This is a genomic window from Alicyclobacillus fodiniaquatilis, assembly GCF_042678105.1.
Lineage (GTDB): Bacteria > Bacillota > Bacilli > Alicyclobacillales > Alicyclobacillaceae > Alicyclobacillus > Alicyclobacillus fodiniaquatilis.
In genome coordinates, this window is record NZ_JBHUCX010000020.1 from 151,660 (window position 1) to 173,481 (window position 21,822).

20 protein-coding genes and 1 pseudogene are annotated in these 21,822 nt (G+C 49.7%); 15 read left to right on the forward strand and 6 right to left on the reverse strand.

Features of this window, described 5'->3' with window-relative positions; translation table 11 throughout:
- Positions 1 to 15 precede the first annotated feature (15 nt).
- The 4 genes from ribD to ribH all read left to right on the forward strand — a co-directional run bounded on the left by ribD (position 16) and on the right by ribH (position 3,588).
- Positions 16 to 1,122, forward strand: a complete 1,107-nt coding sequence (gene ribD / locus ACFSB2_RS07115) for a bifunctional diaminohydroxyphosphoribosylaminopyrimidine deaminase/5-amino-6-(5-phosphoribosylamino)uracil reductase RibD (protein WP_377942341.1) — start codon at positions 16 to 18, stop codon at positions 1,120 to 1,122.
- 29 nt (positions 1,123 to 1,151) lie between these two features.
- Entirely contained in the window at positions 1,152 to 1,829 is a 678-nt protein-coding gene (locus ACFSB2_RS07120; RefSeq protein ID WP_377942342.1) for a riboflavin synthase, read from the forward strand.
- Positions 1,830 to 1,848: 19 nt separating this feature from the next.
- Positions 1,849 to 3,039 carry a bifunctional 3,4-dihydroxy-2-butanone-4-phosphate synthase/GTP cyclohydrolase II gene (locus tag ACFSB2_RS07125; RefSeq protein ID WP_377942343.1) on the forward strand — a complete coding sequence of 397 codons (1,191 nt, stop codon included), beginning with the start codon at positions 1,849 to 1,851 and terminating at the stop codon, positions 3,037 to 3,039.
- 78 nt (positions 3,040 to 3,117) lie between these two features.
- Positions 3,118 to 3,588 (forward strand): 6,7-dimethyl-8-ribityllumazine synthase, encoded by a 471-nt coding sequence (ribH, locus tag ACFSB2_RS07130; protein ID WP_377942344.1) that lies wholly within the window; start codon positions 3,118 to 3,120, stop codon positions 3,586 to 3,588.
- A gap of 80 nt (positions 3,589 to 3,668) precedes the next feature.
- On the opposite strand, the gene ACFSB2_RS07135 is transcribed toward ribH, so the two are convergent.
- Positions 3,669 to 3,833, reverse strand: a complete 165-nt coding sequence (locus tag ACFSB2_RS07135; RefSeq protein WP_377942345.1) for a hypothetical protein — start codon at positions 3,831 to 3,833, stop codon at positions 3,669 to 3,671.
- 328 nt (positions 3,834 to 4,161) lie between these two features.
- On the opposite strand from ACFSB2_RS07135, the gene ACFSB2_RS07140 reads away from it, so the two are divergent.
- From ACFSB2_RS07140 to ACFSB2_RS07160, 5 genes are all read left to right on the forward strand, one after another.
- The gene (locus tag ACFSB2_RS07140; RefSeq protein ID WP_377942346.1) at positions 4,162 to 6,117 is read left to right on the forward strand and encodes a glycoside hydrolase family 127 protein; all 1,956 of its coding nucleotides are present in this window, start codon (positions 4,162 to 4,164) and stop codon (positions 6,115 to 6,117) included.
- A gap of 309 nt (positions 6,118 to 6,426) precedes the next feature.
- Positions 6,427 to 6,987 (forward strand): adenylyl-sulfate kinase, encoded by a 561-nt coding sequence (cysC, locus tag ACFSB2_RS07145; RefSeq protein WP_377942347.1) that lies wholly within the window; start codon positions 6,427 to 6,429, stop codon positions 6,985 to 6,987.
- A gap of 202 nt (positions 6,988 to 7,189) precedes the next feature.
- Complete coding sequence (locus ACFSB2_RS07150; protein ID WP_377942348.1) at positions 7,190 to 8,785, forward strand: ABC transporter substrate-binding protein; 1,596 nt, start codon at positions 7,190 to 7,192, stop codon at positions 8,783 to 8,785.
- Positions 8,786 to 8,851: 66 nt separating this feature from the next.
- Complete coding sequence (locus tag ACFSB2_RS07155) at positions 8,852 to 9,805, forward strand: carbohydrate ABC transporter permease (RefSeq protein ID WP_377942349.1); 954 nt, start codon at positions 8,852 to 8,854, stop codon at positions 9,803 to 9,805.
- Positions 9,795 to 10,622: a carbohydrate ABC transporter permease gene (locus tag ACFSB2_RS07160; RefSeq protein ID WP_377942350.1), complete on the forward strand. Its 828-nt coding sequence runs from the start codon at positions 9,795 to 9,797 to the stop codon at positions 10,620 to 10,622. Before ACFSB2_RS07155 ends, ACFSB2_RS07160 begins: the two co-directional genes overlap by 11 nt.
- Before the next feature lie 46 nt (positions 10,623 to 10,668).
- Here the strand turns inward: ACFSB2_RS07160 and ACFSB2_RS07165 are convergent, their stop codons facing one another.
- Positions 10,669 to 11,592 (reverse strand): helix-turn-helix domain-containing protein, encoded by a 924-nt coding sequence (locus ACFSB2_RS07165; protein ID WP_377942351.1) that lies wholly within the window; start codon positions 11,590 to 11,592, stop codon positions 10,669 to 10,671.
- Positions 11,593 to 11,820: 228 nt separating this feature from the next.
- On the opposite strand from ACFSB2_RS07165, the gene ACFSB2_RS07170 reads away from it, so the two are divergent.
- Positions 11,821 to 12,651, forward strand: a complete 831-nt coding sequence (locus ACFSB2_RS07170) for a phytanoyl-CoA dioxygenase family protein (RefSeq protein ID WP_377942352.1) — start codon at positions 11,821 to 11,823, stop codon at positions 12,649 to 12,651.
- A 61-nt stretch (positions 12,652 to 12,712) separates the two neighbouring features.
- Here the strand turns inward: ACFSB2_RS07170 and ACFSB2_RS07175 are convergent, their stop codons facing one another.
- Together ACFSB2_RS07175 and ACFSB2_RS07180 are read right to left on the reverse strand one after the other, a co-directional pair.
- Complete coding sequence (locus ACFSB2_RS07175) at positions 12,713 to 13,600, reverse strand: P-loop NTPase family protein (protein WP_377942353.1); 888 nt, start codon at positions 13,598 to 13,600, stop codon at positions 12,713 to 12,715.
- Positions 13,601 to 13,691: 91 nt separating this feature from the next.
- On the reverse strand, positions 13,692 to 14,666 hold the full coding sequence (locus ACFSB2_RS07180) for an alpha/beta hydrolase (protein ID WP_377942354.1): 975 nt from the start codon (positions 14,664 to 14,666) through the stop codon (positions 13,692 to 13,694).
- A 366-nt stretch (positions 14,667 to 15,032) separates the two neighbouring features.
- Between ACFSB2_RS07180 and ACFSB2_RS07185 the strand changes: the two genes are divergently transcribed.
- The 3 genes from ACFSB2_RS07185 to ACFSB2_RS07195 all read left to right on the forward strand — a co-directional run bounded on the left by ACFSB2_RS07185 (position 15,033) and on the right by ACFSB2_RS07195 (position 19,149).
- Positions 15,033 to 16,667, forward strand: a complete 1,635-nt coding sequence (locus ACFSB2_RS07185; RefSeq protein WP_377942355.1) for a S8 family serine peptidase — start codon at positions 15,033 to 15,035, stop codon at positions 16,665 to 16,667.
- Between the two features lie 259 nt (positions 16,668 to 16,926).
- Entirely contained in the window at positions 16,927 to 18,078 is a 1,152-nt protein-coding gene (locus tag ACFSB2_RS07190; RefSeq protein WP_377942356.1) for an enolase C-terminal domain-like protein, read from the forward strand.
- A gap of 408 nt (positions 18,079 to 18,486) precedes the next feature.
- Positions 18,487 to 19,149 (forward strand): phosphatase PAP2 family protein, encoded by a 663-nt coding sequence (locus ACFSB2_RS07195; RefSeq protein ID WP_377942606.1) that lies wholly within the window; start codon positions 18,487 to 18,489, stop codon positions 19,147 to 19,149.
- Positions 19,150 to 19,266: 117 nt separating this feature from the next.
- Here the strand turns inward: ACFSB2_RS07195 and ACFSB2_RS07200 are convergent, their stop codons facing one another.
- Complete coding sequence (locus ACFSB2_RS07200; protein WP_377942357.1) at positions 19,267 to 19,830, reverse strand: TetR family transcriptional regulator; 564 nt, start codon at positions 19,828 to 19,830, stop codon at positions 19,267 to 19,269.
- A gap of 227 nt (positions 19,831 to 20,057) precedes the next feature.
- Between ACFSB2_RS07200 and ACFSB2_RS07205 the strand changes: the two genes are divergently transcribed.
- Entirely contained in the window at positions 20,058 to 20,819 is a 762-nt protein-coding gene (locus tag ACFSB2_RS07205) for an SDR family oxidoreductase (RefSeq protein WP_377942358.1), read from the forward strand.
- Between the two features lie 119 nt (positions 20,820 to 20,938).
- On the opposite strand, the pseudogene ACFSB2_RS07210 reads toward ACFSB2_RS07205, so the two are convergent.
- Positions 20,939 to 21,224: pseudogene (locus ACFSB2_RS07210) on the reverse strand (Tn3 family transposase); the annotation flags it as partial.
- 55 nt (positions 21,225 to 21,279) lie between these two features.
- Here ACFSB2_RS07210 and ACFSB2_RS07215 point away from each other — a divergent pair.
- Positions 21,280 to 21,750 (forward strand): DinB family protein, encoded by a 471-nt coding sequence (locus ACFSB2_RS07215; RefSeq protein WP_377942359.1) that lies wholly within the window; start codon positions 21,280 to 21,282, stop codon positions 21,748 to 21,750.
- Positions 21,751 to 21,822: the final 72 nt, after the last annotated feature.

Below are 21,822 nucleotides of genomic sequence, written 5' to 3' on the forward strand. Positions count from 1 at the left end.
TGGAGGCATGCGCCGATGTCTGAAGACGAGCGCTGGATGCAAAAAGCACTGGAACTCGCAGAACTTGGACGCAATCAGACCTCGCCCAATCCACTTGTTGGCGCCGTCGTCGTGCGAAACGGCGAATTGGTGGGGCAAGGCGCTCATCTGAAGGCGGGTGGCCCACATGCGGAAGTGCACGCCCTGCGCATGGCGGGCGAGCAAGCAAGCGGATCGACCGTCTACGTGACGTTGGAACCCTGCAGCCACTATGGCCGCACGCCGCCTTGCGCGAAAGCGCTGATTGAAGCTGGCGTTGCGCGCGTGGTTGTGGCGATGGAAGATCCGAATCCACAGGTGCATGGACGCGGCATTCAACTGTTGCGCGAAGCGGGCATTGAAGTGCGAACAGGTGTCTTAAGCCAGCAAGCAGCGTTACAAAACGAATCGTTTTTGACCTGGGTCACGCAAAAACGTCCGTTTATCGTCTGGAAATGTGCGGCGACACTGGACGGATACATCGCGACAGAGACAGGGCACAGCTTTTACGTGACAGGGGAAGCGGCGCGTGCAGAGGTGCAGCACTTGCGCGAACGCATCCCTGCAATTGCGGTAGGCGTTGAGACGGTGCTCAAGGACAACCCGCGTTTGACTGTGCGATCCGCCACAGCAAAACGTCAACCGCTGCGCGTGATTTTTGATTCGCAGTTGCGCTTTACAGCAGACGCACAAATGCTGTCTGAACCGGGACGCACACTGATCTATACGACAGTGGCCGCGGCCACAACAGCCAACGCAACAGCTTTACAGCAGGCGAGCGGCACGCAACTTGAAGTTGCGCCAATGCCGACGGAGGCAAACGGTCGCGTTTCACTCACCGCAGCCTTGCAAGATCTGGCCGGTCGCGGCATCGACAGCCTGCTCGTGGAAGGCGGCGCTACACTCGCCAGTGCGCTGTTGCAGCAACAGTTGATTGACAAAGTGGTCTATTTTGTCGCGCCGAAGTTACTGGCGGGCGGCATGAACGCCCTGTTTGGCGCCAACCATATGCGTATGACCGAAGCGATACAGCTAAGAAATGTCACTTGGTCGCAAATCGGCGATGATTTGCGTTGCGAAGGTTATCCGCAATACGGATCATAACGCTTTGTAAAAAAGGGGGGGAACAACGGATGTTCACCGGTTTGGTTGAAGAAGTGGCCACAGTCCAGCGCATACATCAAGTTCAACATAGCGCCCATTTGGAAATCCGGGCGCAAACCATCATGGATGATATGCGACTTGGCGACAGCATCGCCGTCAACGGCGTCTGTCTGACCGTGGTGCAAAAAAGCAGTTCTGGGTTTACAGCCGATGCCGTTCCTGAAACGATGCGCCGGACAAATCTCGGCAGCCTCACCCCGGGCAGCCAAGTGAATGTGGAGCGCGCGCTCCAGGCCTCCAGTCGGTTGGGCGGTCATATCGTCTCCGGTCACGTCGATGGCGTTGGGCGGCTGCAAGCCATTGAGCAAGAAGGACTTGCGCGCATCTTGATTGTTCAAACGCCTTTGCCGCTGATGCGCTACATCACAGATAAAGGCTCCATCTGTCTGAACGGCGTCAGTCTGACCGTGATGGGCGTGACCGAAGACACCTTCTCGGTCTCCATCATTCCACATACAAGCGCCCATACCACCTTAATGCACGCCCGTCCCGGCGACATTTTGAACTTGGAATGCGATGTCATCGCCAAATACGTAGAAAAACTGTTGACGCCAAATCTCCGCTCGGAAAGAGACGCATCAGCAGATGAGGCGCCAAAGTCGGCCGTCAGTCTCGATTTTCTGGCGCAACACGGTTTTTTAAGTTAACGGAAAGAAGGAAGCCACCATGTTTGACAGCATACCGGATGCGCTGCAATCCCTCAAACAAGGACAAGTTGTCATTGTCGTAGATGACGAAGACCGGGAGAACGAAGGCGACTTTATCGCGCTTGGCACGCGTGCCAATGCCGCCGTCGTCAACTTTATGATCACCCACGGGCGCGGTCTCTTGTGTGTACCGCTCAGTGAAGCGAGATCGACACAGTTGAATTTGCCGGCGATGGTGGACCGCAACACAGATGCCCACGGCACCGCCTTTACCGTCTCGGTCGATCACGCTTCCACAACGACGGGCATTTCCGCTTTTGAACGCGCCCGCACGATTGCCGAATTGGTCAACCCGACGTCCACAGGCGCGGATTTCCGTCAACCCGGCCACATTTTTCCATTAGTCGCCAAGAAGGGCGGTGTCTTGCGCCGGGCGGGTCACACCGAGGCGGCTGTCGATCTCGCCAAACTATGCGGCGAGGAACCGGTTGGCGTCATCTGTGAAATTCTGAATGAGGATGGCTCAATGGCTCGTTTGCCGCAACTTGAAGCGCTCGCCGAACGCTTTCAACTGAAACTGATTTCCATCGCAGATCTGATTGCCTACAGAAAACAGGCGGAGAAGTTGGTCAAACGCGAGGCGACGGCAACGCTCCCAACCGTGTACGGCACATTTCAGATGCATGTCTACTCCAACGAGGTGGACAACAAAGAGCATGTCGCTTTGGTGATGGGGGAGATTGACGAAAACCCGACGCTCGTTCGCGTCCATTCCGAGTGCCTGACTGGCGACGCCTTTGGCTCACTGCGTTGCGACTGCGGTCCCCAACTGCATGCGGCGTTGAGGCAAATCGCCGAAAACGGGCGCGGTGTCTTGCTCTACTTGCGCCAGGAAGGCCGTGGCATTGGCTTACTGAACAAAATTCGCGCCTATGCCTTGCAAGACGAAGGTGCAGACACGGTGGAAGCCAATCGCAAACTGGGCTTTGCCGACGACTTGCGCGATTACGGCATTGGCGCCCAGATGCTTTCCGATCTCGGTGTGCGCAAAATGCGCCTCTTGACGAACAATCCGCGGAAGGTCAAGGGGATTGAAGGACACGGTATCTCTGTCGTCGAACGGGTGCCGCTGGAAGTGGATAGGAATCCGTACAACGAGCAGTATTTGCAGACGAAAAAAAGCAAACTTGGCCACATGCTCACGCTTTGAATGTAGCCATGCGTGACATGTAGGTGGCTTTGCCACCAGAAATCATCATTTTTGTTTATCTTTTAGGAGGAATACGAAATGGCAGTACGCGTATTGGAAGGACATTTACTTGGGCAAGGGCTCAAATTTGGCATCGTGATCGCCCGCTTTAATGAATTTATCACCTCGAAGCTGTTGTCAGGCGCGCTTGATGCACTCAAGCGGCATGGTGTTGAGGAAGCGAATGTGGACGTTGCCTGGGTGCCTGGCGCGTTTGAGATTCCCTTTGCCGCCAAACAGCTGAGCCACTCTGGGCGTTATGATGCTGTGATTACGCTTGGCGCGGTGATTCGTGGATCTACACCGCACTTTGACTATGTGTCTGGCGAAGTGGCAAAAGGCGTTGCGAACATCTCTTTGACATCCGACACGCCGGCCATCTTCGGCGTCCTGACGACCGATACCATTGAACAAGCGATTGAACGCGCCGGTACAAAAGCGGGGAACAAGGGATGGGAAGCGGCGGTCACAGCCATTGAAATGGCCAATTTGGCGAAGCACATGAAATAACAGTGCAAGGGGTAGGGCGTGGGGATGCCTGCAGTTGACTGTGGGTATCCTCAAGGCTCCCTATAAAGTTAAGTACCACCTTATTTCTTAGCTACGATGGCCACTTCTCTTGGAAGCTGCGATAAAGATGTTGAATGATCATCTACCTGTTCTTCAACCATTTGTTGTATACAAAATCCTGCTTTTGCACTCGCATTGATAATATCTGATAGCGTATGGTGGAAGTTAACGGCTGGTAAGCTCATATTTTTCTAAATTCCATTATCCGTCCTCACCTTCGCGAAATATTCTCAAAATATCATTTTATAAAATGCTTCCAACACCCAAACAGGTCAACAAAGACATGCCATTCATCTCCTTCAAACCGAGCTGAAAAAAGCTAACATATTTTTCTTATTCGACGTTGTGGCTTCATATTCCTTGCCATCCAAATAGCGGAACAAAATAAGGATAGACTTGTGTGAAATATGAAAAAACAAGTTCAGATTACACATACTCCACCTACTTGTTACCGAATAAAATAAAAAAGAGAAGTGCTCAAATCTCAATTTTTAAGGATGTGATGGGATTTCTATGCAGACGATGGCCGCAAACACAGTTTCCCTACAACAGGTTCGCATTCAAGACGCGTTCTGGTCCAAGTACGAAACGTTGATTCGAGATACGGTTCTGCCATATCAATGGAAAGCGCTGAATGACGAATTGCCCGACACAGAACCAAGCTACGCCATCCACAATTTCCAAGTCGCGGCAGGCCTCAAAGAGGGCGAGTTTGGCGGCATGGTTTTTCAGGATAGCGACTTGGCCAAGTGGCTGGAAGCTGTCGCGTATTCACTTGCCACGCATCCAGACGCCGCCCTGGAGCAGCTTGCGGATGAAGCGATAGACTTGATTGTCCGAGCACAGCAGCCAGACGGTTACCTCAATACTTATTTCACCATCAAAGAACCAGACAAGCGGTGGACAAACATTCAGGACTGCCACGAATTGTACTGCGCCGGCCACATGATGGAGGCGGCGGTCGCCTACTATCAAGCGACAGGCAAGCGCGCATTGCTCGACGCCATGTGCAAATTTGCCGACTACATTGACACGGTCTTTGGACCAGAAGCAGGTAAAATCCAGGGATACCCAGGACATCAAGAGATAGAACTTGCGCTGGTCAAACTTTATCATGTCACCGGCGAAACGCGCTATTTGCAATTGAGCGCATACTTTATCAATCAGCGCGGACAATCCCCGTCGTTTTTCATCGAAGAGTGGACACAACGAGGCGGCGTTTCCCATTGGTCAAAAGGCCCTACACCCAAGCCAGATCTGAAATACAACCAAAGTCACCTGCCAGTGCGCGAACAAAGCGAAGCGGTTGGGCATGCTGTGCGGGCAGTCTATATGTACACGGCAATGGCGGATCTAGCCCGTTTGACAGGTGACCAATCACTGCTAGATGCCTGTCGGCGGCTCTGGGACGACATCAGCAAAAGGCAAATGTACATCACCGGCGGCATTGGATCGACCCATCATGGCGAAGCGTTTTCCTTTGCTTACGATCTCCCGAATGACACCGTTTACGCCGAAACCTGCGCGTCCGTCGGCCTGATTTTTTTCGCTTTTCGCATGTTGCAAATGGAAGCCAAACGCGAATATGCCGATGTCATTGAAAGGGCGCTATACAATTTGATCATCGGCAGCATGACGTTGGATGGCCAACGCTATTTCTATGTGAATCCACTGGAGGTTTGGCCGGAAGCAAGTGAGAAAAACCCAGGCAGGCGCCATGTCCGGCCTGTGCGGCAGAAATGGTTTGGCTGCTCGTGTTGCCCGCCCAATTTGGCGCGGCTGATTGCGTCACTTGGCCAGTACATCTACACCGTGGACAAGCGCACATTGTACACGCACCTCTTCATCGGCAGTGAGATTCGCGCGACATTGGACGATGTCGAAGTGCATCTCAAACAGACATCTCTCCTCCCATGGGACGGACAAGTTCAGTTCACGCTTTCCCTGGCCGCGCCGAAGTGTTTTGCGCTAGCGTGGCGCATCCCAGGATGGTGCGCGAACGCCCAACTGCAGGTCAACGGGGAAGCGTATCCGCTTGATGGGCAACTGCAAAACGGATATGTCATCATCGACAGAGTGTGGCAGAATGGCGACCGCATAGAACTGAATTTCCCGATGACTGCCCAGCTCATTCAAGCGAATCCGCAAATTCGCGCGGATGCTGGCAAGGTCGCCATCCAGCGCGGGCCGCTCGTCTACTGCTTTGAAGAAGCGGATAACGGAGACTTGATCGCTGCGCTCGCTTTATCCCGCAAAGCAGAGCTGCAGGCCCGATTTGACGCGAGTGTACTCGGCGGAACGGTCGTGATCGAAGGGGAAGGATGGCGGGAGGATGTGTCTGCTTGGCATGACGAACTGTATCGACCGATCACGCAGCAACCAAAGCCGGTCCATATCCGAGCGATTCCTTATCATCTTTGGGGCAATCGAGGTTCCGGCGAGATGGCCGTTTGGCTTCCTGTTCAGTGACATCCTGTCGACTAAAAGATGAAATCCGTCCACAGCAACTGCTCCATACAACGCTGACGCCCTTTTGCCTGCAGAATCTGGCCTGCACGATAAGGGCGTCTGCGTCCCAGCATGTACAACCTTGATTTTACTCCGGTCGTGATGGGGCAAATTCGTCATTGCAAAACCGCGAAAAACGTCTCAATCCAACATGCGTTTGGCGACATCGACCATGAATTGCGCCATGACTTCAACGAAACTATTTGTATGCCATTTTTGGTTTGAACGCATGGCAAAACGCTGGTTGGCAAACAGACTGACAAAAAGGAGGTGGACAACATCAAACAGCGTGGTGTGACCGTTTGGTTTACAGGGCTCAGCGGTGCGGGCAAGACCACCATCAGCCAAGCGCTTGCACAACAACTGCGCCAAAGCGGTTATCAAGTAGAGGTGCTGGACGGCGATATCATCCGTGAGAATTTATCGAAAGACCTCGGATTCAGCAGGGAGGATCGCTGTGAAAATGTGCGGCGCATCGGTTTTGTTGCCCAACTGCTGAGCAGACATGGCGTCATCGTGCTGGTATCGGCCATTTCTCCTTACAAATCATCCCGTGAAGAAGTGAGACAACAAATCGGCGATTTTATTGAAGTCTACGTCAATGCGCCGCTTGATCTTTGTGAACAGAGAGATGTCAAGGGTTTGTATCAACGTGTCCGCAATGGAGAAATTCAACATTACACCGGGATCGATGACCCATACGAACCCCCGCAACATCCGGAAGTAGAGTGCCTGACGGAAAGCGAAAGCGTCGACGAGAGCGTGGCCAAGGTTTTGACCACTTTAACACAATGTGGTTATATCGAGGGCATTTTTCAGCTTGCCGAATGATGCCTGCTTAGGCATTCAAGCGTACAGGACGGATCTAAAACAAAGGTTCATTTACGTAGTTCTATCCATAAATGCAATCCTTTTGCGCGCTCTAAGGAAAGCGCTTCCAACATCAACGCATGCAAAACCCATTCAGCTTGGTAAGACCATCCATCCTCGGTGGATGACAAACTTATTTTATTCTGAAGGCGGGTGAAACACGTTGAGAAAAACAAGACACCAATGGATAACCATCAGCCTGTGCAGCGCACTGCTGATGGCAGGTGGTTGCGCAACCCCCGCAAACAAGCAAACTCATCACGATGACAGCACAAGTTCAACCACAGGCAACCAGACGAGCAAGCAGGGAAGCGGCAAAGCGGTGAGCGCCCAGAAAGTTGTCATAGACATGGACGCCCAAGGTTATACGCCAGTCAAACCGACGGCGGACAATCCACACCCGAGCACACTGCTCGGCACAATGGCAAAGCAGTACGAGAAACTGCATCCGAACGTCACCATCAACTTTCTGCCTGTCGCCATGACCGGCACGCTCGGTTCTCCCGGTGGCCTCGTCGCCAAAGCAAACGCTGGAGAAGCGCCGGACATCGTGTGGGCGCAGGAAAACCAAGTGAACAGCGGCGCTTATCCCGCAGGTTTGTTTGTCAACTTAAAGCCGTATCTAGAACAGCCAAACCCCTATATCCCCGGCAACAAGCACTGGATAGACGCGTTCGATCCCGCCATCATCCGCGACGTGACAGCCCCAAACGGGGATATCTACGTTGATTCAGCCGAACTGGTTGGGGCGGCTGTCTTCTATAACAAACAGGTGTTTCAAGAAGCAGGCATCAAAACGCCGCCAAAAAACCTGACGGAATTGATGGATGACGCCAAGACCTTGCGCGCGCATGGTTTTTGGCCGTTTGGCTTGGCGCTTGGCCCTGGCGAACAGGATGGCGCACCAAGCTGGTTTGAACGCTATGCCATGAGTTCTTTCTTCCAATCAGATTTAAGCGAGTTCGATGTCGATCACAACAAGTTTGAAACAGGCAGTCTCGACTATGCTGTCGCGGTCAAAAAAGGCTTGTTCACCATGAAAGATCCGCGCTATGCCGAAGTGTTTAAACTCCTCAAGCAATTCTCCCAGGTTTGGGAACCGAACGCCGTCGACTACACGAGTGGCCCAAATGGCCAGAATTTGGCTTCCACTTGGCTTTTGACACCGTTCATGAACAACAAACTGGCGATGGTCTTTTTGACCAGTGGAGCGTTTGCCCAGTTGAAACAATTGGGATGGACGTCGAAACAGTATGGCGTCATTCCGTTCCCCAACATCACCAAGGCGTCGACACCCTATGCGGGAAACACGGTCATCAGCTATGTCGTCAATGCCCCAACCTCAGATTGGCAGTACTATGTTTCGACGCCAAAAGCGGATCACAGTATGACACCGACCAAACTGAAGTGGACCATCGATTGGTTGAAGTACATCACGACACCCAAGCACAGTCAGGCCATCATCAATCAACGGGGGACGACTGTTCCGACGATGAAGGGCACCAAAGCGGTGACCCAAAGTCTGAAGACAGCCATCGAGGCGCCCGACACGCTCAAACCACCTGTCATTGTCGATGGCATTCTCGACAACACGCTCACCCCGACAGCAGCCAATCAAGGATATAAAATTCTGACTGCCTACTTGACCAATCAGCTTTCTTTTTCCCAGTTTGCCAAGCAGTGGGACGCGCTCATCGAACAACAAACAAATGCCTGGGCAGCGCAAAACAACGTAGATCTGTCCAAATACCTGAAATAACAGATCACTTCTCTGCCAGATTTACGCAAGATGGCGTACATTCCCGCGCAAAGGAGGACTTTCCCGGTGGAAAAAAACGCTGTGATCCCTGAGCATACCGCTTTCGAAGCGCTCACCGAAAAACCAAAGAAGCAAAAAACAAAGCGTGGTTGGCATCAGGTGCCATGGTGGATGATGATTCCATCTTTCATTCTGATCATCATTCTCTATTACTACCCGACCGTAAGCACCTTGTTTTATTCTTTCTTCCATTGGAACGGCTTTAGCAAACCCAGTTTTGCCGGCCTGTCCAATTACGCGACCTATCTCAAAGCGAACACCACACCGCTCGAATGGCTGCATCAGGGCATCATGACAGTCGGTATGGTGCTGGTGGCGCTCGTGGTGCCACTGGCGGCAGCCGTGGCGGTCAACGGCATCCAACATCGCAGACTTTCCTACATCATCAAGGTCTTACTGGTGCTGCCCATGGCCATTCCTTTTATTGTGAACATTTCGATATGGGCGTTCATTTTCAATCCATATCTCGGACCGCTCAATAAAATTCTCAACGCCGTGGGGCTGAGCGCATTGGCCAACGGCTGGCTTAGTTCTCCCCATGTCGCCATCTACGCGCTGATTGGCGTCGGATTTCCCTGGGTGGCCGGCCTGCCATTTCTGATTTACCTGGCTGGGCTGCAAGGTGTGAGCCAAGAACTCTACGACGCGTTTGCCACGGACAGCAACAGCTCCTGGCGACGGTTTTTTCATGTCGATCTCCCTGCCATTCGCGGTCAAATCAAGCTGGTCATCATTCTCTCGGTCATCGGTTCCATGCAGAATTTCATCATGATTCTGCTGCTCACCAATGGCGGACCCGGCTATGCCACATCAGTGCCTGGGCTATCGATGTACACCGAAGCGTTCAACAACGACGAGTACGGCCTCGGCGCCGCCATTGGCACCATTCTGTTCATTGTCATCGCCGTGATTACATTGGTTTACATGATGATTGACAGGAGGCGGGAAGATGCGGCATAGCAGATGGAAGACAAGAGGGCGGTACTTGTTCATCCTTGTCATCATGATTCCGACCTATTATCCAATGTTTATCATGCTCGAAAATTCACTCAAGAGCACGACTGATTATGTAAAAGATCCACTGGGCTGGCCGAGCAAGCTCATGTGGCACAACTATGCGGCGGCCTGGAGCGGCATTCACCAGTACTTTTGGAATACGCTCTTTGTTGGCGTCATCGCCGTGCTCATTGGCATTGCCGCCGCGGCGATGAGCGCGTACGTATTTGCCCGTTATAAGTTCCCTGGTAAGGAAATCTTCTTTGCGCTCTATCTCGGCCTCTTGATGATTCCAGGCATCATGACGCTCATTGGACAGTTTTTAGAAATCAAAGACTTGGGCCTGCTCAACACATGGTGGTCGCTGATTCTGCCGTACGCCGCCGGATCGCAGGCATTGGGTGTGTTTATCCTGCGCACGTTCTTCGCAACCATTCCCGAAGAACTCTTTGAGGCGGCGCGGGTCGATGGGGCGACCAACGGCTATCTGTTTCTGCGAATTGCCGTACCACTGGCCATTCCCAGCCTGGGAACCGTTTCAATTCTCGGCATCCTCAACGTTTGGGGGGATTATCTGTGGCCTACGCTGGCGCTCAGCACCGCCAACAAGTACACCATCTCTGCAGGCATCATGCAATATGCTGGCAGTTTTAGCACACTGGTGCCACAAGGGAACATATTTGCTTCCTATGTGATTGCCGCCGTACCTGTGATGGTGTTGATTGGCGTCACGATGCGTTACTATCTCGCTGGCATTCTGGGCGGTTCACTGAAGTTATAATCGGCGCAGCTGTACGACGTCGATCCCGCTCCAATTCCACAGACCATCATACTTCACTGCTCTGCTGTTTGAATTGGGTCGGTGTCAGTCCGGTGACTGCCTTAAAATTGCGACAGAAATAGTGAACGCTGGTATAGCCCAGTTGTTCAGCCGCCTCTTGTGTGGTTTCCGTTTGCAGGAGCACATCTTTGGCTTTCTGGATGCGTTCAAGAATTTGATAGTGTTTTGGTGATCGCCCGGTCACTTCCTTAAACAACGATGTGAAGTACGTGGGGTGATAGCCACAGAGTGCAGCCAGTTGCTGAACTGACCAATTTTCCTGCGGCGATTGATGGATGGCCGCGAGCGCTGGCGCAATTCTGTCGGCTTCGCCAACTGCCGTGGTGTACTTGACGTGATGGCGGACGATGACCACCAGCAATTGCAAAAGCAACGCCCGCAACATGACAGCATGGCCATATGGATTGGTGCGGTATTCCTCCACAATGCGCATGAACATGTCTTCCAGATTGGCTATGCTGCAATAATGCGGGAAATCCACTTGGCCGTAGCCATCGACGTCGATGGTGTATGTGGACGGCGGCATGTTTAAATCTTCTGCCGTACAATCCCGTATCCCAGTGATGGGGTGCACCGCTTCCAAAGACGCACTTTTCCAGTTGTAATGAATGCTGGTGAATGAAAATGGATCCTGATGGGATGACACAATCTGGTGCGGGTTCGAGGAACCGTAAAAAATACAATCCCCAGAGCTCAACATCCGTTTCTCGTTGCCAATATACAGCATAGCGCTCCCTTCCAAGACATATAGCAGTTGACAATCCGGAATGATTCTTGGTCCCCAGATTTGGCCAGGACTACTTTTCATCCGGTTGGCAAAGTTGACGGTGGGACTCAATTCAGAAAGTCGGCCTACGTGAATGAACGCGTCAGTTTCCCAATTCTTATCCATGTATATTAGGTTCGACACGCTGGCGTAAAACCCTGTGAAAAGTGCAATAGTTCCGGTGAAAATGCTAACGACTTCAAATGAATCCCGATTTATATTGGGTATATCAAATTTATTCGATGCGCAAGTGACCTTGCCATTCGGACAATATGCCATTCAAGGCACATTTGCGCACCAAGAGAGACATCGACACACGAATCACGATGACACAGACCAGAAGACATCAACTGATTTAGAGGAGGAAAAAGTATGCTAACCAAGGCGCAACTTGACGAATTTGAAAAAAATGGATTCCTCAAAGGCGATGTGATCCTAAGTGACGAGGAAGTCGAACTGCTTCGCACAGATTTGGATCTCGTCATGGCGGGAAAATCGGTGAAAAAGCCGGTTTTAAACCGCAACATGTTGGACGATGGCGGACCGCACGGCATGTCGATGACACAAAAGCCAACTGTCATTCAAATCGTGAATATGTGGATGACCAGTGATGCATTCCTGCGCCATGCTGGAAATCCGACTCTTTGCGAAGAAGTGGCCCAGCTCTGTGATACAGATGAACTGCGCATCTGGCACGATCAAGTGCAATACAAGCCACCTGTGACTGGCGGACCTGGCGGCTGGCATCAGGATCACCCAGCATGGCCCATCATTCAACCAGCAGACTTGGTGAGCGCATGGGTCGCGCTTGATGATGCGACGGTAGAAAACGGTTGCATGTGGATGGTGCCCGGAAGCCACAAATGGGGAGACCAGAGCCAATATATCGGAGACACGGAAGATTTCAAAGCCTATCACAAAGACCCTTCCCAACTGCCTGAAGGGGCAAAAATTGAATGTGTCCCGTTTGAAATCAAGAAAGGGCAGGTGGGCTACCACCATTGTCTGACATGGCATGGCAGTGGACCGAATCTCAGTCAGCGAAAACGCCGGGCCATTGCTGTGCACTACATGCCCAAACACATTCGCTTCGAGCCGACCGGCCATCACCCGATGGAGGACTATATCCAAGTGCGCGAAGGCGAACTCCTGACAGGCGATGGATTCCCGTTGGTTTATGAAAAAGCAAGAGCGCAATTGTGATCGAGAGCGATAGTGTTACATCACATTGACACAGAAGGCCGGTTGCTCGGCCTTCTGTGAATCAGCGTGAAGCTCGACTTGCACACCCAGCTGGTTTAGCGCGATGGGCGGTAGGGAGCACTGCTTGTATGTGTTCCTTTATTTTTCGATGAGACGCCGCCCAATCGCTCTGAGGATTGTCGATTTGAAGGACATTCGTCGGGAGATTTGCCAATATATCGAGTTCAAGGGATCGCCTTGTCGCCAAAACCTCGACATATCCATCCATACCATTCAATCCGCGTGTCCGCCCATATCCTTGATGCGTATGATACCAAACGACAAACGCTAACCACTCACTTGACCGCTCCTTGCTTACCTTGTTTATCGTTTCGTTTACGTCTAACGGATTGAGATAAACCAGAATGGGGTGGAGTCTTTCAATCGTTCGACTCAAATTGAGGATGTGGTGCGAGATGTATTCCTTGTCTTCACCATTTCTAATGAATAGGTGTGTTAAAGCATTTTGTAGATAACAACATTCAAAAATGACGACCGTGTTTCTTTCGGCTTGGTATGCAGAAAATGCGCCCCACCGCTGCAGAATGACATCACAATATTTGTCTGATGGAAGTTCGTAAACATCAAACTTACGGATTGCTGTGATGAGCTCTTCTGGCAGATCAGATTCTACTGCTAACTTCCCGTAGGATAAAAAGCGATTTTCCCCATGCGCTAAAACGGTGGAACGAAGAATGGCTTCGTACCTGATGTATGTCGCAATGAGTTCATCGAATTGCTCACGTGTAAAGCATGCCATTGATTCGCAGTCAGCGGGGTGATCGAAATTCCCTTCGCAAAACAATTCGCATTGGACCCCTTGGCTCTGAAGATGTTCTGCAATGAAACCCGCCGTCGCGCTTTTACCAGAACCCGGTATACCTTCAACGATGATTAATTTTGTATTCATTTCGCCTCCAGAAACGCCATTGCTGCATTTTTATTCAGTGACAATACCGACATTTCGTTCTAACGTTACAGAATCCCTGTGTCTTTGAGGATCAGCGTACTTCCTCGATGATTTCCCGAATGGCTCCAACCACGATTTCCGGATTATCCAAGTGGATATGGTGACCGCTAAGCGGATCCAATATGAGTTTGCCTCTTCCTGAGAGCGCCGCAAGATCCTGTTTCTCGATCCTTTTCTCAGCGAGGAGGCCCTTCCATTCTTCGGTATCCACGCCATGCGATGCCTCATGTTGACGCGCACTGGCAATAACAACGAGCGGAAGGTCTCCGAGTGTTTGTGTGTTCACTTGGCGCTCCTCATAAATAGCCTGTAGTTCATTTGGCAAGTAATCATCTAATGATACATACTCTGGTTTTGGGCGGAGTGCCCAAAGTCGAAGGGCATGAACGTGCTCTGGTAATTGCGTATATGGAGGGCGAATAGATGGATACAGTTTTGCCTGCCGGATATTGTCTGGCAGTGCGTCGAACTTGCGCTGCCACTCCGATGCATCTTCTAACCTTGGAGGGCTGGACTGTATCGTTTGCACCGACGGCACTTGACCAGCATGTGAAAGTTCGCGCACTCGGACGATCCTACCCTGATAACCGAGCTTCGTGTTTTCGTGTGTTGGATCAACGAGCACCATACCAGCGACTGATTCCGGGTGAGCAGTTGCATATAAGCGGACTATCAGACCACCGATGGAATGGCCGACAAGTACATACGGTGGAGGTACACAGGCCGCTTGAAGCAAAAGGTGTAGTTCGTAAGCGTCTTGCTTCATGGTGCGTGGATACGGCCCAGGATCACTCCACGCTTGGCCAGCACGGTCATAACTGCAAACGCGCGTAAATTTGGCGGCCTCTGGCTGCACGAGCGACCAATCAAAAGAAAAATCGCCACCGCCCGCCACGAGGACGACCGTAGGCGAGCCACGACCGGTTTCGTGGAGATGTAGCGCATAGCCGCCTATATCTATTAACCGACCTAGCGGCATTGGGCTCTCCCTATCTAGAAACCCCATGGCTTATTTCTCCCCTCATTACCATTTCAACATATTTCCACAGTTGTTATATGGCTTTCCTGCTCGACAAACCCATAACGCAGGGAGATGTATATACCCATATGATGTAGGCGTCGAAATCGGGGTCCGCAGCGAAAATGTAATATGTTCCATAATCAAAAACAGCGTATTTATCACTAACTATAGTATACCACAAAACCCAATTAAATTACAGACTATTCCAAAATCATTATAGCGTTATGATTAGAGTCGTACACGCCATGTAGGAAGGAATATGGAGTGTGGTATAACCCGATCACTCGCTTTATAAGGTAACGATTCGCGGTCCCTATCAGTATGTAGAAAAATTGCGAGGAGCCATGAGAGATGTCTTTTTCTTCACTGCGCGATTTCTTACATGTACCTGAGATCTTGACAGGAAAAGGTGTCCGTATTGCAATTGTCGATGGTGATTTTCCTACACATCCCGATATTACTACGAACAGCGAACGCGAAGTTTTCCTCGTGAGAGCGTCTGACCCAGATCCCAGTCCTGTATTGTTTCAATCGACTGAAGGTCAATGGCGTAATGGAGCACATGGACTTTGTGCGGCTGCAGCAGCTGCGGGATCTGGTGAGCTTTGTAATGGTCTATACCAAGGCGTCGCCCCACAAGCAGATCTCTTCCTGGTGGCAGGCTGGTCGCCTGGGGGAGGAACGGACTCAAAAAAGAACACCGAATGTGCATTACGCTGGATTAAAATGAATTGGCAACATTACGAAATTCGGGGTGTACTTGTCGCCGTCAGAACTGGGTACGATGCAGGTTTGCTTCCTTGGCAGACGGATTCCATACAGATATTATGCGAAGAATTGACTCACGCAGGGCTATTCGTGGTGTCAGGCACCGGGAACAATCATGATTTGACGGCCATGACACAAGCAGCTTCTCCGTCCGTGTTGTCGGTTGGTGGTGTGATTGTTCCACCTGACGGCGATCCGAGAAAAGCTTTGGCATACCACGGATATCGTGGTGTGACGTTTGAAGGGAAACATGTACCTGAAATACTAGCTCCTGCAGAGAACCTTGTACTTCCATTGGGAACCGACGCTGAACTGCTAAACCATCTGTATGCCGGAGTTGACGTACTTCCAACAGGCTACGCGCGTATAGAAGGCACCTCATATGCGGGACCAATGCTTCTTGGTGCCGCGGCATGTGTCTGGCAGGCTCATCGTAATTGGGGGGCGCAACAGGTCCGTTCGGCGCTTACTCATACATCTCTCACCGTACCAGGCTCTGAATCATTGGGTGCTGGACTGGTTTGGATCAAAGATGCAATTGTATCTTCTCCCGACGACAGTGGATCATCAGAAAGCGCTTTTGCGACTTGGAATGCATGGCGCAACACATCGGTTCAAGATCGACTTTCCGGTCTGGAAATGGCGGAAGCGGATGTAATAGAGCAGATACTCTTATCCTTTCTGCCAGATCCGCTACCTGCAAATGCCATCGAAACTGTACGTGGCCAGCTATCTCACCCTTGGGATCATGTACGGGCGGCGGCACTATGTGCTTTGGCCTCTCGCGTCTCCACGCTGTCAAGCACTGAGGTATTTCCGATGTTGCGAGATATTTCTCCATTGGTACGCATGGCAGCTATTGAGGCGATACAGGTTTCCCACTACTTATGGGAAGACTCGAGTCCAGTTTTAAAGGACTTATTCATGGACGCCAATTTCAATGTTCGCTACGCGTCTCTTCACTTAGCTTCCTTAATTAAACAGCCAAGCCTAATTCCTTATATCATTGAGGGATTAGAAGAGGATGCACAACAAGGGAGGGTCTCAAACTTTGGTCAACGTGTCATTGCACTCAAATCGATAACGGGAAAAGAGATGTCTTGGGAGACTCCTTATCAGTTAGGAGAATGCCATTACTCGGAGCATTGTAGGAACGAGCGGATACAAGTAGCGCGGAGGTGGCAGACTTGGTGGAACCAAGAGCGTAAAAATCAGTAAAGTTCAATTTACGTCTTGGCATGATATTCGTGCCAAGCTTTTTTATGCAAGATGAGGATAATTCATGGAATGAACAGTTGGTCTGTGAAGTTGATAATGGGAGAAAATTGGTGCTTCGTTCCCTCATGACGCAGGTGACAAGGCAGATGATCCCGAATTTTTTGTCAAAGCTATCTGGAAGCATCAACTGTCGCGTGTTTTGGTTCTGATATAATCTGTGCCACTTTGTAAATCGATAAATATAAGGAGGCAAAAGACATTGGATCTATCTGTAATTGGTCAGTATCGAATCGAATATATTGAATGGGCCGTTTTGCCTGGTGAGAGGGCTAGGTCAGCAGGATGCAACGCTAGGCTTGGCGTACACGGAAGGAATGTACCACAACCATTTGCGCGCATTGCGGTGGCGGATCAAATCGGATTCGGTTGGAGCCGTGTTACGCGGGAGCAAGCCGACCGCATTGTGGGAAAAAGCATCAGTTCTCTGTTTTTAGATAGTGGTTTAATTAAGCCAGAATATCGATGTATTGAATTTCCTTTGTTGGACTGTGTTGGGCGTTTACTAAATAAACCAGTGTATTCACTTGTTCAGAACCCCAATCGAAAGAGTGAAAACAAGCAGTTAAGGGTTCCGTGTTACGACACATCTTTATACTTCGACGAGTTAAATATACCTGATTCAACAAAAGCCATTGAGCTTATGAAGACAGAGGTGTTGGAGGGCTTACACAATGGACACCTAAACTTCAAAGTTAAAGTAGGCCGTGGCGCGAAGCACATGGGACTCCTAGAAGGGTTAAAAAGAGATATTGAAGTAATAATGGCAGTTCGAGAGGTGGCCGGTCCTCCTGGAAAATTAATGATCGATGCAAACAATGGTTACAACCTGAACCTAACGAAAGAGGTGCTCAGTGCCACTAAAGCAGCAGAAATCTTCTGGATAGAAGAACCCTTCCACGAGGATCCAGTACTTTTGGGTGACTTAAAGGAGTGGATGGCTGCCGAAAACTTGAAATGTCTGATTGGAGACGGTGAGGGATTGGCGGCGCCACATTTGATGGACTGGGCGAAGAAAGGCCTAGTTGATGTTCTTCAATACGATTTAAGAGATTATGGATTTTGCTCTTGGCTGGAACTAGGACAGTTATTGGATCGTCATAACGTGAAGTCTGCCCCCCATAACTATGGCGGGCCCTATGGAAACTACGCTATGGCGCACTTATTGACTGCTATTGAAGGGTTTCTGTTTGTCGAATGGGATGACGTGAAGGTAGCCGGCCTCGAGTGTGACGGTTACCGTATTCAGCAAGGCGCCTTGGTTGTCCCTGAAACTCCAGGTTTTGGATTACAATTAGAAGAAGGGTACTACAAATCACATGTAATGGAAAATGGCTGGTCAGTAAAAGTTTAAATTCCACATGTTAAGGAGTGGAAAACTGAACATTAGATATGTGTAGCATCCAGATGAAGCTAACGCTTGTGATACAGAACGGATACGAAGTGAAAGTGAATTTCTCGAGTAGCTACATTGCGGCCGATATCACACACAGTAGTGTGAAACTCTGAAAATCTAAAGGAGGATCCACCAATGCCAAAAAGCACTGCCTCCATGACCATCGATCCGACCTTCAAACGCGACCATTGACGATCGCTTTCATCGAACACCTCGATCGCGCTGTGTAAGGCGGAATATACGAACCCGGCCACCTGACCGCAGAGAGAATAAGTTCCGTGGATACGTAATGGACATGAATAACCTCCAAGTTCTGAAACAAGCTAAGTGTTAGTTTAATTTCGGCTTGGAGGGGTGGCAGTGAACATGAGACATCAAAGGAACTTGATATCCTCCACTTTTTGTATATTCTGGTTTCTGGCTGCTTTCATCATGTTCGTTGAAAGATTGGAGCTCCATAAACTGGTTGGTTTCGACCTTTGTATCATTGAGCTTGTACAGAAGAAAATCGACAACGTACATACGCGTTGGATGAAAGTTTTTACCTTCCTAGGTTCTCCCACTTGTATATCTGCGTTTGTAGCAATAGCGTCAGTTATGTTTTATCGGCGAGGGCTGAAGCAAGAAGCGCTTGGCATGTTGGCAGCGAATGCTACGGGTAGCGGATTTAACGAAGGCTTAAAATATCTTTTTCGTCGACGTCGTCCCGATATCCACCGGATTGTGCCCGCACATGGATACAGTTTCCCAAGTGGACATTCGATGGGATCAGTAATGTTCTACGGCACACTAAGTTATTTCATTTGTCGTCACTCGACATCACTGATTGGCAAATTCCTTGTCGGTGCCTTCAGCACGTTTATGGTAGGTATGACGGGGCTAAGCAGAATTTATCTAGGTGTTCATTATCCGAGCGATGTATTTGCTGGATATGCGGCAGGTGGCACGTGGTTAAATAGTTCCATTAAAGCCTTAAACACTTTATTACCGAGGAGAACGAATGGAGCTCTTTTCAAACGAACTAAATGACGGCTCTGGCCGTCATTTCTTATCAAGCAGGTGTGGCGCTCTGGGAAGTGGGAAGCTTATTCGGGTCGCTCACTCGATTGGACACTTCCCACTCGTAAACAAGATATCCAATGTATCTCAACAACTGGCGATCAGACGAACAGCCTTGGTGATGGCCTCCCTTGTCTCTTCTGGAATCTTCACTGCCTCTGGGTCGTGTGACGGCCCGAACGGATGTGTCGGTGTCCAAGCGGTGGCCAAGGCCATAATTGCAGTCATCAGAAAGCCTGGGGTGAACGTCGTTCCTATCAGACCATTGTTTTGTGCATCCATTATCGCTTTTAATTTCTTGTCGCGGACAGAGGTACGCTCGGTTATATTGTCTACCTTCTGCTCCAAACTGTACCAAGTCATTAACCGTACGATATGTGGATGTGTCATCGCCCAATCGAATACTTTTACTGCATAACCGGGAAGATCCTCAGGTGTAAAGGAAATTTCCTCATAAACACGCATTAAGTGTTTCTCGAGAACAGTTGTAAAAAGCGTTTCTTTATTCTCAAAGTAAATGTAGATCATATTCTTGTTGCATCCAGCATTCTTCGCGATGCGATCGACACGCGCACCCGCAATGCCGTAAGAGGAGAACTCCTCTGTAGCTGCTTCCAAAATTCGTTCTTTTGTTGCTTCCGCGTTTCTCAAAGGGTGTCCCACCTTATTCCAAGCGTTATTGATTATTTTTAATATATCACACCCAAAATGCAGTTGACTAAATGGTTAGTTTTTAATAATATCTAAACAACCAGTTAGTTATAATTTAGGTTACATGGTCAGTTGGTTAAACTATCTGGCGACGCTTATGAAGAATACACAGTGACACACGCCCACGTGATGTTCAAAACACAGACTTATACAGAAGGAGAATCTCGATGAAACTTTCAGGAAATACAATACTCATTACGGGTGGCAGTACGGGCATTGGACTTGCTTTTGCAGAACGCTTTATCAACGCTGGCAATACGGTCATTGTCTGTGGAAGACGTGAAAGTGTCCTTCAGAATGCAAAGGATAAGTTCCCAAATCTGATTACTCGCGTGTGTGACGTTGGACGTGAATCCGACCGTACAGCGCTGTTTGACTGGGTGACAACGAATTATCCAAAGGTCAACGTATTAGTGAACAATGCAGGGATTCAACAACGCTTTCATGTGTTGAAAGCAAACGCGAAAGACAACTGGAGTTATTACAATAACGAAATCACGGTCAACATTGAAGCGCCTATTCATCTATCCATGTTGTTCGCTCCATTTTTTGCAAAAAAAGAACATGCAGCGATTGTGAATGTGACATCTGGGTTGGCTTTCACGCCTATGGCAATTGCCCCCGTTTATTCGGCGACCAAAGCGGCGCTACACTCATTTACGATGAGTCTCAGACACCAACTGGGAAATACTTCTGTAGAAGTGATTGAAGTAGCGCCCCCGGCAGTGAACACCGATTTGGGTGGAGCAGACCTGCATACGTTTGGAGAGCCCTTAGACGCGTTTGCGGATGGTATCTTTCAAGGATTTGAAGAAGGAAAACAGGAGATTGGCTATGGCTCATCCGTGAGTCGCCTGCGCATGTCACGTGACGAAATTGACATATACGCAGAAAATATGTATCAAGCGATGAAAAGCGCCATTGAATAATTCTTGATCAGCAGAAGGTGGCATCGGAATAGATGCCACTATCTTTTATATAGCGTGCCCAATGGTGTTCATTCCATATGAAAGTCCGAACTGAGGTACCGCCAGCACCCACCTAAGAACCCTTTCTTCGTTTGGAATTCTGTAGCCTCAGTCAAATAGAGCGCATTCCAGACGCTAATCTCATTAATCAAGATATGTAATGCGATGATTAGCGTTGGAGCTGAACCTGTAAGTCTCTCTCACGAAGTACAGTAGCCAAACGATTTTGCCCCGAGAGCATGAACCAAGTTTCCCCATCACGAGTGATACCGAGACGGTGCCTTCTCAAATTGAGTGTGCCAACCGCAGCACATCGTCGTAATTTTCTCGAATAACTTTCGTGTTGATTTGACGGCGCAACAGTTTCGTTCAAAAGACACTCTAAATTATAATGAAACAAATTAGAGGGAGGGAATGTTTCGTGAATCAATTCAGAAGCCAATACGAGTGGGTGCGGCGGACTAGAGAAGCCCTACTTGCCTATTGCGAAGAGTTTTCATCTGCCGACTACATTCAACAAGTCGACATCGCTACGGGAGATTCCATTCGAAACTTACATTTTCATGTCGCTGACTGTTATGAGACTTGGTTGGGCAGGCGTGCACTTAAAAAACAAATTCGCAAAATAAATCCCGAGCAAATCACAGATGCTAAAGAAATGCGCCATGTCTTCCAGGATGTAAACGACTTGGTGGACGAATTTATTGGTGCATTCGAACATGATTGGGAGAATCCAATTCAGGTGCAGTGGAACAACCATAGTCTCACCCCTACTCCTTTGTGGCTCTTTACACACACAGTCACCCATGAATTCCACCATAAAGGGCAAATCGTGAAAATGGGTCGACAGTTGGGTTACATCCCACCCGATACGGATCTCATTTTTCCTTAATTTTGTAAAAAATCCAAAATTGGATATGATCTCATTTCTGAGGCTGCGTTTATTATTTCTAAATACAGTTTA